Raw genomic sequence first — 13,052 nt, forward strand, 5'->3', positions numbered from 1 at the left:
TATTTCTCCTTAAAATACAAATTCGCTATATCAAATCACCAAATCAAAAATCAAACTTATCAGCAAAGAATGCATCCAGCTGATCAATGGCAACTCTCTCCTGTTCCATGCTATCTCTGAAACGTACTGTTACCATGTTGTCGTTCTCAGACTCGAAATCATATGTAACGCAGAATGGTGTACCGATCTCATCCTGACGACGATATCTCTTACCAATGTTTCCGCGATCATCAAATTCACAGTTATATTTCTTGGACAACTGAGCATAAATCTTCTCAGCACCTTCGTTAAGCTTCTTTGAAAGAGGAAGCACACCAATCTTGATAGGTGCAAGAGCCGGATGGAAGTGAAGCACTGTACGCATATCAGGCTTCTCCTCTGTTCCGATATTTTCCTCATCATATGCTTCGCACAGGAATGCAAGAGTTACACGGTCTGCACCAAGTGAAGGCTCAACAACATATGGAATATACTTCTCATTTGTTTCATCATCAAAGTAATCCATAGGCTGTCCTGATGTTTCCTGATGTCTTGTGAGATCGTAATTTGTTCTTGAAGCAATTCCCCAAAGTTCGCCCCAATCTGTAAATGGGAATGCATATTCAATATCTGTTGTGTGATCACTGTAGAATGAAAGCTCTTCTGGATCATGGTCACGAAGTCTTAAGTTTTCTTTCTTGATTCCAAGAGAAAGAAGCCATTCATAGCATGTTTTTCTCCAGTACTCAAACCATTCTGTCTGTGTTCCCGGTTTGCAGAAGAACTCAAGCTCCATCTGCTCAAACTCTCTTGTTCTGAAAGTAAAGTTACCAGGAGTAATCTCATTTCTAAAGCTCTTACCTATCTGGCAGATACCAAAAGGAACCTTTTTACGTGATGTACGCTGTACATTCTTAAAGTTTACAAAAATACCCTGCGCTGTTTCAGGACGAAGATAAACAGTATCCTTAGCATCTTCTGTAACACCCTGGAATGTCTTAAACATCAGGTTGAACTCTCTGATGCTTGTAAAGTTATGCTTGCCGCATGATGGACATGGAATATTATGTTCCTTGATGAAATTCTCCATCTCCTCATGTGACCATCCATCTACTGATGTCTCAAGAGTAATTCCATTTTCTGCAGCAAAATCTTCTATAATCTTATCTGCTCTGAATCTTTCATGACATTCTTTACAATCCATAAGGGGATCTGAAAATCCGCCTAAATGTCCGGACGCAACCCATGTCTGTGGGTTCATAAGAATAGCACAGTCAACGCCAACATTATATGGATTCTCCTGTACAAATTTCTGCCACCATGCTTTTTTTACGTTATTTTTAAACTCAACACCTAAATTTCCGTAATCCCATGTATTGGCGAGTCCACCATAAATTTCTGAGCCAGGATATACAAATCCTCTGGCCTTTGCCAGCGCTACGATTTTGTCCATTGATTTTGCGTTTGCTTCCATAATCCTCCATTCTGCGACTGCAAATAATGACTGCAGACGTTTTTGTATTACTTTAATATATTATTTTGAAAGAAGCAGCTGAATACTATCTTTAGTTGCGTTTGACAGATCAGCTTCTTTTTTATCGGTAATTGTAACTCCCAATGTGGAGTAAGAAATTTTATAAGGAGCTATTATATATACCTTCTCATCCGTAATAATAATATGATGAGAAAGTTCCTCTTCAAGATCAAATGCCTCTGCCTTGTTGCCATCCGGGTCTACAAGATTGTCAGTAACACTGTATCCCTTATCAATAGCTTCCTGAACTGTTCCAAAGAATAAACTAACCTGATTAAAATGTGAATAATCATCTGCGCTATCGTAATTCATAACAAGCTTCGCCATCTTGCCATCATTTATAAGTTCTGGTTCTTCTAAAGTAATCTTGGGCGAAATATACTCAGAATTATAATATGAGATTTCATCACTGGCCATATCAGATAATTCTGAAATATCGTAATAATCTTTATCAAAGCTCTCATATATAGTGCTCTGGACAGAACCATCCTTGTTGATTGCAATTGTTGTTCTGGTATCATTGCTGCTACCACATCCAACTGCCAAAAGAGCGCTAGCTGCAACAGAAAGACCAATTATTGCAATTCTTCCTGTGCCAAAGATATTTAGATTACATACACGATTTTTCACTTCAATTCCTCTTTTATCAAAATATTCAGGAATAAGCAATTAAGTTTATTCTTAAAAAAATACAAACAAAGTTATTATATCCAAATCATATTCTATTTTCAATACTCAAAGGTTTCAAGCATCTCAAGACTTTTAAGCGGTCTGTCGACATATTTTTGGCGATATTGCTTAGTTATCACATCAAGTTGCGTCAAAATCTCATCGGATAGCGAAAAAGAAAAAAGTTTATTCAAAGGACTATATGCTATAAATTCCATTGCATATGCAGTTGTTTCCTTGATTCCTTCCTTTGCAGGAACTCCGGGATATTCTCCTTCTATAGCAAGGGCTCTGAGCTCAAAAATACATCTGACCAGCCTGTTTGGAATACTGTCCTTTAAAAGAGCTTTTAACGAGAAATACAAGAGATTCAAGAGCTCTTTATCCTCATTATTCTCTCTTGTGTAAAAACTTGATAATTCAAGAAAAAAGGTGCCATAACAGGCACCTTCCAAATCTTGTCTAAAGCCTTCAAAATAGTTTTCGATATCTGCTTCAACTATTGTGTAGGAGTTTTTCCCAACAAACAACTTAAAAGTACCAAAGCAGAAAGGTTCGACAGTGCCGGAGAGCTTCCCCGATGGTTTTCTGGCACTTCTTGCAAAAGCAGTAATCTTGCCTCTCTCTGCAGTAAAAATTGTGACTACCCAGTCATAATCCCCACAAGGAGCATGCTTTAGCACAATTCCTCTGACTACTATTAAATCATCCATATAATTACCTGTTTAAATCTTTTATATCATATCCAAAGCTCTTCATCTGAGTCTTATCATCGCGCCAGTCTTTTCTGACTTTAACCCAAAGCTGCAAGTTCACCTTGCAGCCAACAAGATTTTCAATATCTTTTCTTGCTGTTGAACCAATCTTTTTTAACATTGCTCCGTTTTTGCCGATTACAATACCTTTGTGAGAGTCTCTTTCACATATGATCGTTGCATCGATATCCATGATTCCATCCGGATCATAATACTCATCTTCCTGATTCATCGAATCCATATTAAATACCAATGGTCCATCTGTTTCTTCAATATCTTCTACCTCATTTTGAATTTCAGCCTGTTGCAGTTTACTCTTCTTTGGAGGATGCTGATGCCTTTTCTTTTTGGGCTTTTCAGGTTCAACCTTTTTTTCTCTCATACGCATAGTTTCTATAGTGACCGCTATGCCATGAGGAACTTCATCCTGTAAAAGTCTAAGTGCCTTTTCGCGGATAATCTCAGCTGCAATCTGCCTCTCAGGCTGATCAGTAAGAGTCTCTTCATCATAAAATGGCTGTCCAAAAGGAAGAAAATCCTTTATTGCTTTCATAACACCATCGATGTTCTGCCTTTTTAGTGCTGCCACATGAACAACTCTGTCAAAATCCATCTCCTGTCTGTAGGCATTTTCAAATGTTTCAAGTTTATCAGCCGAAACTGTATCTATCTTATTTATGACAAGGATAACAGGCTTCTTACATTTTTTTAGTTCCTCAATTATCATCTTTTCACCGGCGCCGATAAAAGTGCTGGGTTCCACCAGCCACAATACTACGTCAACCTCTTCAAGAGTACTCTTGGCAACCTTGGTCATATACTCGCCAAGCTTATTCTTTGTCTCATGAATGCCGGGAGTATCAAGAAATATCATCTGGCACTCCTCATCTGTATAAACTGTCATGATCCTATTTCGAGTAGTCTGAGGCTTATTAGATGTTATCGCAATCTTCTGGCCTATCATCTGATTCATGAGTGTAGACTTACCAACATTAGGTCTGCCTATCAATGTAATAAAACCTGTTTTGAAATTATTATCCATCTTATCCTTTCATCACTGTGTGTTGCCTGACTGGTTATTACCAGCAGTATTTCCATTGTATGTCTGTTCAGCAGTCATTTGTTGTGGATTCTGAACTCCTCCATAAGGCATCTGCTGATACATATTTACCTGCTGCATTCTCTGTATTCTCTTTTTCTTTGCAGAAGCGCTGATTCTCTTAACTACTAATACGATAATAACAGCAGCAATTATCAGTAAGATTATCTGTGGAATATGAATTACGAGCCATACAAAGAACTCGAGAATAGCATCTGCAACAGATCTTACACTTGAAATAAATCCTTCTCCCATCCTCTGAAAAGGTCCTTTTTCAGCAACAGGTGTGTATTCCTTAACTTCTGTAAGATCAAGATAAACAGTGCTGTAATTCACTTTATTATCATATGTACGAAGCTGTGATTCAATACTTTCAATCTCATATCTAACTTCTGAAAGTCTGTTCTCAACAGTAATTATATCTTCAACAGTTTCTGCCGAATCAACAATCTCCAAAAGGCGCTTTTCTTCTGCCTTGAGCGCATTCTTCCTACTCTCGATATCAACATACTTAAGCGTTACATCTTCAACACTTGTAGACTTGTTAGTAATATTAGTATCATCAGTAACCGTTTCAACAAATGAATCAAGATTTTGGGCTGGAATTCTTATTGTCAGACTCGCATCTCTCTTGATAACTTTGCCTGAATATCTGCTACCGTTATAAATATTACTTGATTCAATGTATCCGCCAAGTTCTTTTACCTTAGCCTGAACATTTGAAAGAACTTCATCTAGATCTTCGGTTTCTGCAGATATATTCAAGGTTGTGATAAGCTTTCTTGAGTTATCGGAAACCTGCGTTTCTTCCGGAGCTTCAACAGCCTTGGATTCCTCCAGCATAGGAGCACTGTTATCATAGAGACTGTCACTTCCATATGTTTCATAGCTTTCTTCCGCAGCAAACTCTGTAGCAGACTCATATTTGGAAGAAGAACCTGCACTTCCACATCCCGAAGCCACAAAAGAAACTGCCAAAATCGCTGTTGTTATCAGAATCCCCAGTCTTTTTTTCATACTCAAATGCCTCCCCAAGCAAAATCAAAAATATGAACTACCAGGACTAAACAGAGCAGCTCAGTTTAGTCCCGGCAAACAACCTTATACTTAACTATTATTTATTTACTAATTGTTCAATATTATCGAAAAGTTCCTTGTCCTCGTCTATCTTTTCATTTGTTCCAATAACGCAAAGGCACTCATCTTCCATAAATGCATCAACGTATTTAGCAAGATCTCTTATAGTTTCTTTAGTTGTGCTTAAAAGCTCATCTCTATTTCTCTGTATATTCTCCATCTTAGCGTTGCAAAGATATGCAGTAAGTCCATAAGTACCCTTACCTGACGGAGTCTTTGGTGTATCAAGGTCAGAAACAGCACCGATTATATACTGCAAAATAGTTCTGTCATCATCATCAAAGTTTCTGAGATACTCGGAAGCCTTCTCAAATACATCTATACTATTCTTGAGATTAGGATCACGATATGTAACAAATGCGCTGTCACCGTTTTTAGCATAACTGCTCATACATCCGTAAGCGCCACCAACAACTCTGATATTCTTCCAAAGATAATCGTATCCCATCATGACTTTGAGAACTCTCAATGCGCCATTATACTTAAGTCCTTTGGATGCAAAATTACCTGCGCGGCACACATACTGAACCTGACCTGCTGTCTTAAATGCCTCATTTTTCTTAACAGGCTTAAGTTCAAGCTTCCCAAGTTCAATATCTTCAGTATAAAGAGCCTCAGCAAATTTCTTTGTATTTTCAGGAATTCCCTGATATTCCTTCTCTGTTCCTGTTATATCCAAAAGCAAATTGTCTGCTCTAAAGATTGCTTTGCTAAGATCACGCAAAATACCAATAATCTTCTGCGCGCCTTCCGGTGTAGCAATTTCTTTATTTAACATTTCAAGATGTCGTTCATAGCCAATTCCGCTTACATAATCTGAGACCATAGCTGCAGGAGAAACATATGACATAGCACGAAGAGCAGCTGTCTGATGTCCTGCAGAAGCAAGTTCAGACTGAAGCCTTGCGTACTGCTCTCCAAATATTTCCTTAAGTCTCTTAACATCATCAAATTTAGTGGAGACAACAATTTCTTTTACCAGTTCAAATGCCTTATCAAGATTGCCATGTAAAACCTTCACACTAATCTCAAAAGCAGTCTCAAACTTTGAAACATCAAAAGAATCAGTATATGTACTGATAGAGCCTGACAATCCACCGGTATAAATATTTATCTCGTTATAAAGGTCACCATAGGAATAATGCTCAGTGTCAAGCATTCCAAGAACCTTTTTAAGCACTGCGGCATAAGGAAGATACTTTGCATCAATATTCTTAAGGTCAAAGACAAAATTTACATAATCTATGCCATTAGTAAATATGTCATGGAAAAGAATCTTCTGTCCTTCATATTCTCTAAGTTCATAAACAAACTGATCTGATTCCTTTTTTAGATCAGAAAGCTTAAGAAGCGGAATCTTCTTTAAATCCTCCGGATCATCAGGTGTTTCCTGATATTCCTTAAGTTCTGCTGTCTCACGCACAATTCTTTGTATCTCATCTTTTGACAGAGAATCCTTATATTCTTTAAGCTTTTCCTTAAGAAGCTCATCCTTTTTCTCAGAAAGCCCCTGCCAAGGCTCAAGCAAAAGAACTGTTCTGTGGGTATTATCCAGCAAATACTTTTGAATAAGGTCTTCAAAATATCTTCCCTCAGCCTCTTTTTTGAGCTCAGCAAAAGTATCATTAGCCTCTACATTTATCCATGGGCTGTTGTCATCATAGAGCCAGCTGTCGAGAACCTGAAGACCATATAACAACCCCTTTGGATATCTTCCAAAGTCAGCTTCTCTATATTTAAATTCATCAAAATTAAGCCCTGCCAAAAGAGCTTTTTTATCAATACCGTTTTTAACCTGATTTTCCATTACTTCTCTGATGGTATTAACAAAATCATCCTTCTGAGAAGCATCAGCATTCTTGGCTATAATAGAAAAAACAGGCTGCTGAAGACCATTATCATATTCACTGTAAACATCCTGACCAATGCCTTTTTCAATAAGAGCCTTCTTTATAGGCGCACCAGGTGCAGAGCAAAGAGCATAATCAAGGATATCGAATGCTATGTAAAGCTTTCTATCAAGAGTTGAGCCAACACTACAGTTATAGGACAGATAAGTATTCTGCTCAACAGGCTCGTTATTCATTATTGAATAAGGCTTATGAATTTCTTTTGGCTCACTAAAAGCAGGCTGTCTGCCAATTTCAGAATCAACCTTAAGGTAATCAAAAGCAGAAAGATAATTCTTATCGATATAATCAAGCTTCTCAGCCATATCCATATTTCCGTAAAGATAAATATAGCTGTTTGATGGATGATAATATTTTCTATGAAAATCAAGATATTCCTCATACGTAAGTTCCGGAATAACATCAGGATCACCGCCTGATTCAATTCCATAAGTAATATCAGGATAAAGAGAATTCTGTATTTCCCTTGAAAGCACGTCATCAGCAGATGAAAATGCACCCTTCATCTCATTGTAAACAACACCATTGATGGTCAGCTCAGAACTCTCATCCTCCATCTCATAGTGCCAGCCTTCCTGCTTGAAAATCTTGTCTGTTTTATAAATATTTGGATAAAAAACTGCATCAAGATAAACATGCATCAGATTCTGAAAATCAGCATCATTGCAACTTGCAATAGGATAAACCGTCTTATCAGGAAACGTCATGGCATTTAAAAATGTGTTAAGTGAGCCCTTTACAAGTTCTACAAATGGATCCTTTATAGGAAACTCTTTTGAACCACAAAGAACTGTGTGCTCGATAATATGTGCCACACCGGTAGAATTCTTGGGTGGTGTTCTAAAACCAATTGAAAAAACCTTGTTCTCATCATCATTAGAAAGAAGTGCAACCCTTGCGCCTGTCTTCTTATGCTTCATCAGATAACTATCAGAATTCAGGTCATCGATTCTTCTTTTCTCAATAATTTCATAGGATTTTAAGTCTTCTAATCGCATTTGATTAAACCTTTCTTATATGTCAAAATCATCCCCTTCTTTGAACGGAATGTCAAAATCATCTTTTTTAGGCTTTACCTTTTCTTTTCTGTCAAGCGCTATCATGCCTTCAAATTCAGGCATTTTCATTTTAGGTCGTTCTATATCCATTTCATCTTCAGATCCAACAGGAAGAACCATTCCCTCAGGAACAAATCGAGGCTTTTCATCTGGAATATCAGAACGTACTTCTTCCTTGCAAGCAGATTCTACCTGTTTCTTTGCTTCCGGCAGAATTTCTTCTTTTTCTGATGAAGCAATATACTGTGAAAACGTTGTATCATGTTCTGCATCTATAAACTTTGCATTTGAGTTTTCTTTTGTTTCTACACCTGAAGCTTCCATTCCTTCATCATGAGAATACTCAGGTTCGTCGTCATAATATTCAGGTTCATTCGCAAGATCAGATACCTCTTTTGCTGCGGGGGTAACCACTTCCTGGACTCCGCTTAACATCTGTTCTTCACTTTCGACTGAATCAGTAATATCCTCACTCTTTGCTTCTGCCAATGCCATGTTCTCATTTGTCGTAATAAGCGCAGCAACGCATGCTAAAACAAAAGCAAAATAAATTGTAAGTATAAGCTGGTCATTCATTCTTGTTGCTCCAAGGAAAGGTGTTGCAACAAAAATAAGAATTGTTGATAAAAGCCAGGGTGAAACATTTTCAAACTCTCGATTTCTAAAATATCCCAAAAGCACACCTGACATTACAACAAGAGTAACAAGATAGACCACTTTATAATTTGTATATGTCCAATACATACTAAATGTATTCAGATTTCTAAAGAAGTATCTTCCCCAATTCTGTAATGTAATATCTACGTTATAAATACCGGCTTCCTGTATAATCATTCCAAAAAAGGAAAGCATACCAAAAGCCAGCAATATGATCAAGCTAAGAATTCCGCCGGAATTTTCTTTTTCAAGTAAAAAAAGAACCGATAATAAAAGCGGCAGTATCGCCACAAAAGTTCCAACGTCAACATACGCCATAAAACCAACTACTATTCCAACAACCATATACCATATGATATGTAGTTTAGAACTATATTTACCATCAGAAGCCTTTTTTAGATATATCGCAACCAAAAGCAGTTCTATACCGAATAAAGTAAGAAAAAGCTCATCCGTTCCAATAACAGCCTTTACAAAATGCTCATCAAATATAGGCATAAATGATACAAAACCTGCAAATACAATAGATGCACATTTTCCAAGGAGTAATCTGCATGCTATAGCGCCAAGTAGCACAAATAGCATAAATAAACCAATCTCATAGAAAAAAGCCACTGATAGATTATTGCCGGTAAAGAAAAGAATTCCTTTTAGAACAGTAGAGTAAACAATTGAAAGAAGATCATTTTCAACGGTGGATGTTACAGCACCTACCATGGCATTTTCATAAAGTGAAAGCTTGCCGGAAGGCACGGCTGTAGTATGTGATAGCAGAAATACTCTGTATACAGTTCCACCTACTAATATCGCAATTAAAATAACAACATAGACAATTCTGAAACCTATTTTTTCAGAAAGATGCCTTGTATCCAAATGATCACATATTTTCCTCATCAAAAGCGTAAGCACACTCATGATAAGAACACTAATTACAGTAAAAATACCCGAATATGCCAGCAACATATCATCAGACGGAAAAAGCCCCGAGAAAAAACTAGAACTTGCCACCATAATCACATCAAAAATAAAAAACACAATCAAGATGCATATCCCCGGCCACATACGTTTTAATTTCATCTCAGGACTCCCCCACGTCTCTTTTTGTCACTTAATTAAAGCTGGTTTTCCTAATTCCAACTTTATTTTTATTCTATTTAGTCAAAAATATTTTATTAAAAAAGTAAATATTTGAATTATTCTTCTGGCTCATCCCAGTTATGGTAAACTGCCTGAACATCATCATCCTCATCAAGAAGATCAAGAATTCTTGTAAGATATTTAACTGTCTCAGGATCTGTTACAGAAACATAGTTCTGAGGAATCATTGTTACTTCAGCTGAAGCAGTCTGAATATTTGCATTATTAAGAGCCTCAACAACGCCCTGGAAATTATCAGGAGTTGTAAGGATTTCATAGCTGTCTTCTTCCTCGTTGAAGTCGTCAGCGCCTGCATCAAGAACAAGCATCATAAGATCATCAGAAGACATTCCGCATTCTTCCTTGTCAATGAGAATCTGGCCCTTATTGTCAAACATGTAAGAAACGCAGCCAGGTGTACCTACGTTACCATTTCCCTTTGTAAATGCGCTCTTAACGTTAGCTGCTGTTCTGTTCTGATTATCTGTAAGAGTCTCAACAATGATAGCTGTTCCGCCAGGGCCATATCCTTCGTATGTGATGTTCTTGTAATCAACGCTTCCTTCAGCGCCTGAAGCCTTCTTGATACCACGTTCAATTGTATCATTAGGCATGTTGTTGGCTTTTGCCTTTGCAATTACTGTTGCAAGCTTAAAGTTGTTCGCAGGGTTTGGACCACCTTCTTTTACAGCAACAGCAATTTCTTTACCGATAATTGTGAAAATTTTGCCCTTTGCAGCATCATTTTTTTCTTTCTTATGCTTGATGTTTGCAAATTTTGAATGTCCTGACATAAAAAACTTCCTTCCTTTTTAAAAATATAACTATTTTGCTATCTCTAATTCTTTTTCTTCCTGAGGAACTTCCGGTTCCGGCAGTTTATTAGCCAGAACAGTCTGTATCATATGCTTTTCAACAGAAAGAATCTTGAAACTATAGCCTTCAACTGTGACACTAAAGTCCTCATCCACTTCCGGTATCCTGTCAAGTTTAGAAATGATATAACCATTTAGTGTTTCAAACTCGCTCTCGTCAAAAGAGATTTTAAACCTCTTCTCGAGAACTTCAATAGGCGTCTTGCCTTCAATAATAAATTCGCCCTTATTTTTGGTGGGCTTTATGAAATTCTCATCCTCATCGTACTCATCCATGATGCTTCCGACTATTTCCTCTAAAATATCTTCCATGGAAATAAGTCCTGCTGTCTGACCATATTCGTCAATAATAATAACCATCTGAGTCTTCGAGGACTGCATACTATGAAACAGAGAATCAATATTTCTAGTCTCAGGTACAAATTTAGGTTGTCGCAATAGACCCTTTATCTTCCTTATCGGAAGTTCCTTGTTTGTCTCCTCTGACAATTTTTTCATAGCATCCCGGATGTGCATAATTCCGATGATATGATCGATATCATCAAGATAAACAGGGAATCTGCTGTTGTTGGTGTTCATCATGAAATCAACAGCTTCTTTTAGCGTAAGGTTCGCATCTATTGCAACCATAGCTTTTCTGTTTGTCATGATATCTCTGGCCTCCTTGTCGGAAAACTCAAAGATATTTGTTATCATATCAGCTTCAGCATCCTGGATAACACCATGTTCCTGACCTTCAGTAACCATGGATTTTATCTCTTCCTCAGTTACATCCGAGTCACTGATCTCACCGCGAACTCCAAACAGATAAAGAATTCCGGCGGCCAATGTATTGGAAACAAATACTATAGGAAAGAAAATACCTGAAAAAACCGTGACCGGATAATAACAAAAGTAGGCCCATGTCTCCGGTTTCCTGATAGCAAGCTTTCTGGGAATCAGAACACCAAAACACATGATAAGAATGCTGATCACAAGTCCAGCTATCAGATATATCAAAGCTCCGGGGATAAATCCTGTTCCGCCCTTTGAAAGAGAAGCGATTACTCTCTCTGACAAGCCTGTCGTAACAATGCCGCCCAAAAACATATTAAGAACAATATTGATATACAAAAGGTTTTTGGTAAGGCTTCCATCATTTTCCAGAAACTTAAGTATTTTCCCACTGATGCTCTCTTTGTTCTCCTGAGCTTTCTTCTCAATCTCATCCTCTTTTACATGAGAAAGAGCGACGCTAAAACCATTTATGAAAACATCAATTAACAAAATAACTAAAAACGCAAAAATACTGACAGAAGGCAAGCCTTCGTCCATAATAAATCCTCCTATACATAAAATGTCAAATTACACTATATCACATTTTTGCTTTTGACTCAAACATGATTACAAAGATACGCTCATACCTTTTTTGGCAAATCCTGCAGAAGGATTCTCTTTTTGAATCTGCTTTTCCCATTCTGTAAGAAATGAGTCATCGTGCGTTGGATCAAAATGTGTAAAAAGAATCTTCTTAACATCAGCTCTTTTTGCTATCTCAAGGCCAATTTCAGGAAATGAATGACCATAGCCCATATGCTTTGAATACTCTTCTTTCGTATATTGTCCGTCGTAGATTAGTAAATCTGCATCTTTGCAAAAAGAAGTCAGTTTATCAATTTCATTATCATCATGCTCAAAATCCGTGGCATAAACAAATGAATGCCCATTTTCTGATAGCCTGAAGGCTGTAGAACCACCGGGATGCTTTATCTTTATCATTTGGATATGAATTGAAGCTATATCAAATTTTCCCTCAAGACTCCTGATATTCACTTCCGCAGGATAATCCAAAAGACCTATAGGCCAGTATGGAGGGCTTATTAGCTGTTTCAATGCAGCTTCTGACTTTTCTTTATCAGGGAGGTAAATATTTATTTTTCGTTCTTTTTCCGAAAGCCCTTTAAAAAAGGGAAGGCCTATCACATGATCTAAATGCAGATGGCCAATAAGAACATGAATATCTCCGCGCTGGAATGGCGAAGCTTTAGTAATTCCACTTCCGGCATCTATATATATTTCAGTCATTGGTTCTTCGGAGGAACATACTCGTAAACACGAAGTTTCTCCGCCATATATGTCAAATTTCTTATCGCTTACCGGAATTGATCCTCTGGTTCCATAAAAAGTCAGCTTCATAATCTTTATCTTCCCAAGTATTGTTTTTATTATATTTTATTTTAAATCTATCTGAACAATCCCCTAC

General features: G+C 37.4%; 10 protein-coding genes. All 10 read right to left on the minus strand.

Annotation, left to right across the window (positions count from 1 at the left end):
* Window positions 1-43: 43 nt before the first annotated feature.
* The 10 genes from BM086_RS01305 to BM086_RS01350 all read right to left on the minus strand — a co-directional run bounded on the left by BM086_RS01305 (window position 44) and on the right by BM086_RS01350 (window position 12,985).
* Entirely contained in the window at window positions 44-1,453 is a 1,410-nt protein-coding gene (locus BM086_RS01305) for a glycine--tRNA ligase (RefSeq protein ID WP_092322240.1), read from the minus strand.
* Window positions 1,454-1,513: 60 nt separating this feature from the next.
* Window positions 1,514-2,143: a hypothetical protein gene (locus tag BM086_RS01310; RefSeq protein WP_141107683.1), complete on the minus strand. Its 630-nt coding sequence runs from the start codon at window positions 2,141-2,143 to the stop codon at window positions 1,514-1,516.
* A gap of 98 nt (window positions 2,144-2,241) precedes the next feature.
* Window positions 2,242-2,895 (minus strand): DNA repair protein RecO, encoded by a 654-nt coding sequence (gene recO, locus BM086_RS01315; RefSeq protein WP_092322246.1) that lies wholly within the window; start codon window positions 2,893-2,895, stop codon window positions 2,242-2,244.
* A gap of 4 nt (window positions 2,896-2,899) precedes the next feature.
* On the minus strand, window positions 2,900-3,979 hold the full coding sequence (era, locus tag BM086_RS21315) for a GTPase Era (RefSeq protein WP_242952101.1): 1,080 nt from the start codon (window positions 3,977-3,979) through the stop codon (window positions 2,900-2,902).
* A gap of 12 nt (window positions 3,980-3,991) precedes the next feature.
* Window positions 3,992-5,053, minus strand: a complete 1,062-nt coding sequence (locus BM086_RS01325; protein ID WP_092322249.1) for a DUF4349 domain-containing protein — start codon at window positions 5,051-5,053, stop codon at window positions 3,992-3,994.
* 97 nt (window positions 5,054-5,150) lie between these two features.
* The gene (locus BM086_RS01330) at window positions 5,151-8,081 is read right to left on the minus strand and encodes an insulinase family protein (protein ID WP_092322252.1); all 2,931 of its coding nucleotides are present in this window, start codon (window positions 8,079-8,081) and stop codon (window positions 5,151-5,153) included.
* A gap of 15 nt (window positions 8,082-8,096) precedes the next feature.
* A complete protein-coding gene (locus BM086_RS01335) occupies window positions 8,097-9,875 on the minus strand; it encodes a hypothetical protein (protein WP_092322255.1) in 1,779 nt (592 codons plus the stop codon).
* Between the two features lie 116 nt (window positions 9,876-9,991).
* Window positions 9,992-10,729, minus strand: a complete 738-nt coding sequence (locus BM086_RS01340) for a YebC/PmpR family DNA-binding transcriptional regulator (RefSeq protein WP_092322258.1) — start codon at window positions 10,727-10,729, stop codon at window positions 9,992-9,994.
* Between the two features lie 30 nt (window positions 10,730-10,759).
* The gene (locus tag BM086_RS01345) at window positions 10,760-12,124 is read right to left on the minus strand and encodes a hemolysin family protein (RefSeq protein WP_092322262.1); all 1,365 of its coding nucleotides are present in this window, start codon (window positions 12,122-12,124) and stop codon (window positions 10,760-10,762) included.
* A gap of 69 nt (window positions 12,125-12,193) precedes the next feature.
* Window positions 12,194-12,985, minus strand: coding sequence for an MBL fold metallo-hydrolase (locus tag BM086_RS01350; protein ID WP_092322265.1), 792 nt, complete (start codon window positions 12,983-12,985; stop codon window positions 12,194-12,196).
* Between the last annotated feature and the right edge of the window lie 67 nt (window positions 12,986-13,052).

Source organism: Butyrivibrio sp. YAB3001, assembly GCF_900112195.1.
Lineage (GTDB): Bacteria > Bacillota > Clostridia > Lachnospirales > Lachnospiraceae > Butyrivibrio.

What these genes read in the sequence shown, in the direction of transcription:
- BM086_RS01345 (WP_092322262.1), bottom strand. Translation starts at nt 12,124, where the DNA reads ATGGACGAAGGCTTGCCTTCTGTCAGTATTTTTGCGTTTTTAGTTATT.
- BM086_RS01330 (WP_092322252.1), bottom strand. Translation starts at nt 8,081, where the DNA reads ATGCGATTAGAAGACTTAAAATCCTATGAAATTATTGAGAAAAGAAGA.
- BM086_RS01350 (WP_092322265.1), bottom strand. Translation starts at nt 12,985, where the DNA reads ATGAAGCTGACTTTTTATGGAACCAGAGGATCAATTCCGGTAAGCGAT.
- BM086_RS01325 (WP_092322249.1), bottom strand. Translation starts at nt 5,053, where the DNA reads ATGAAAAAAAGACTGGGGATTCTGATAACAACAGCGATTTTGGCAGTT.
- recO (WP_092322246.1), bottom strand. Translation starts at nt 2,895, where the DNA reads ATGGATGATTTAATAGTAGTCAGAGGAATTGTGCTAAAGCATGCTCCT.
- BM086_RS01305 (WP_092322240.1), bottom strand. Translation starts at nt 1,453, where the DNA reads ATGGAAGCAAACGCAAAATCAATGGACAAAATCGTAGCGCTGGCAAAG.
- era (WP_242952101.1), bottom strand. Translation starts at nt 3,979, where the DNA reads ATGGATAATAATTTCAAAACAGGTTTTATTACATTGATAGGCAGACCT.
- BM086_RS01340 (WP_092322258.1), bottom strand. Translation starts at nt 10,729, where the DNA reads ATGTCAGGACATTCAAAATTTGCAAACATCAAGCATAAGAAAGAAAAA.
- BM086_RS01335 (WP_092322255.1), bottom strand. Translation starts at nt 9,875, where the DNA reads ATGAAATTAAAACGTATGTGGCCGGGGATATGCATCTTGATTGTGTTT.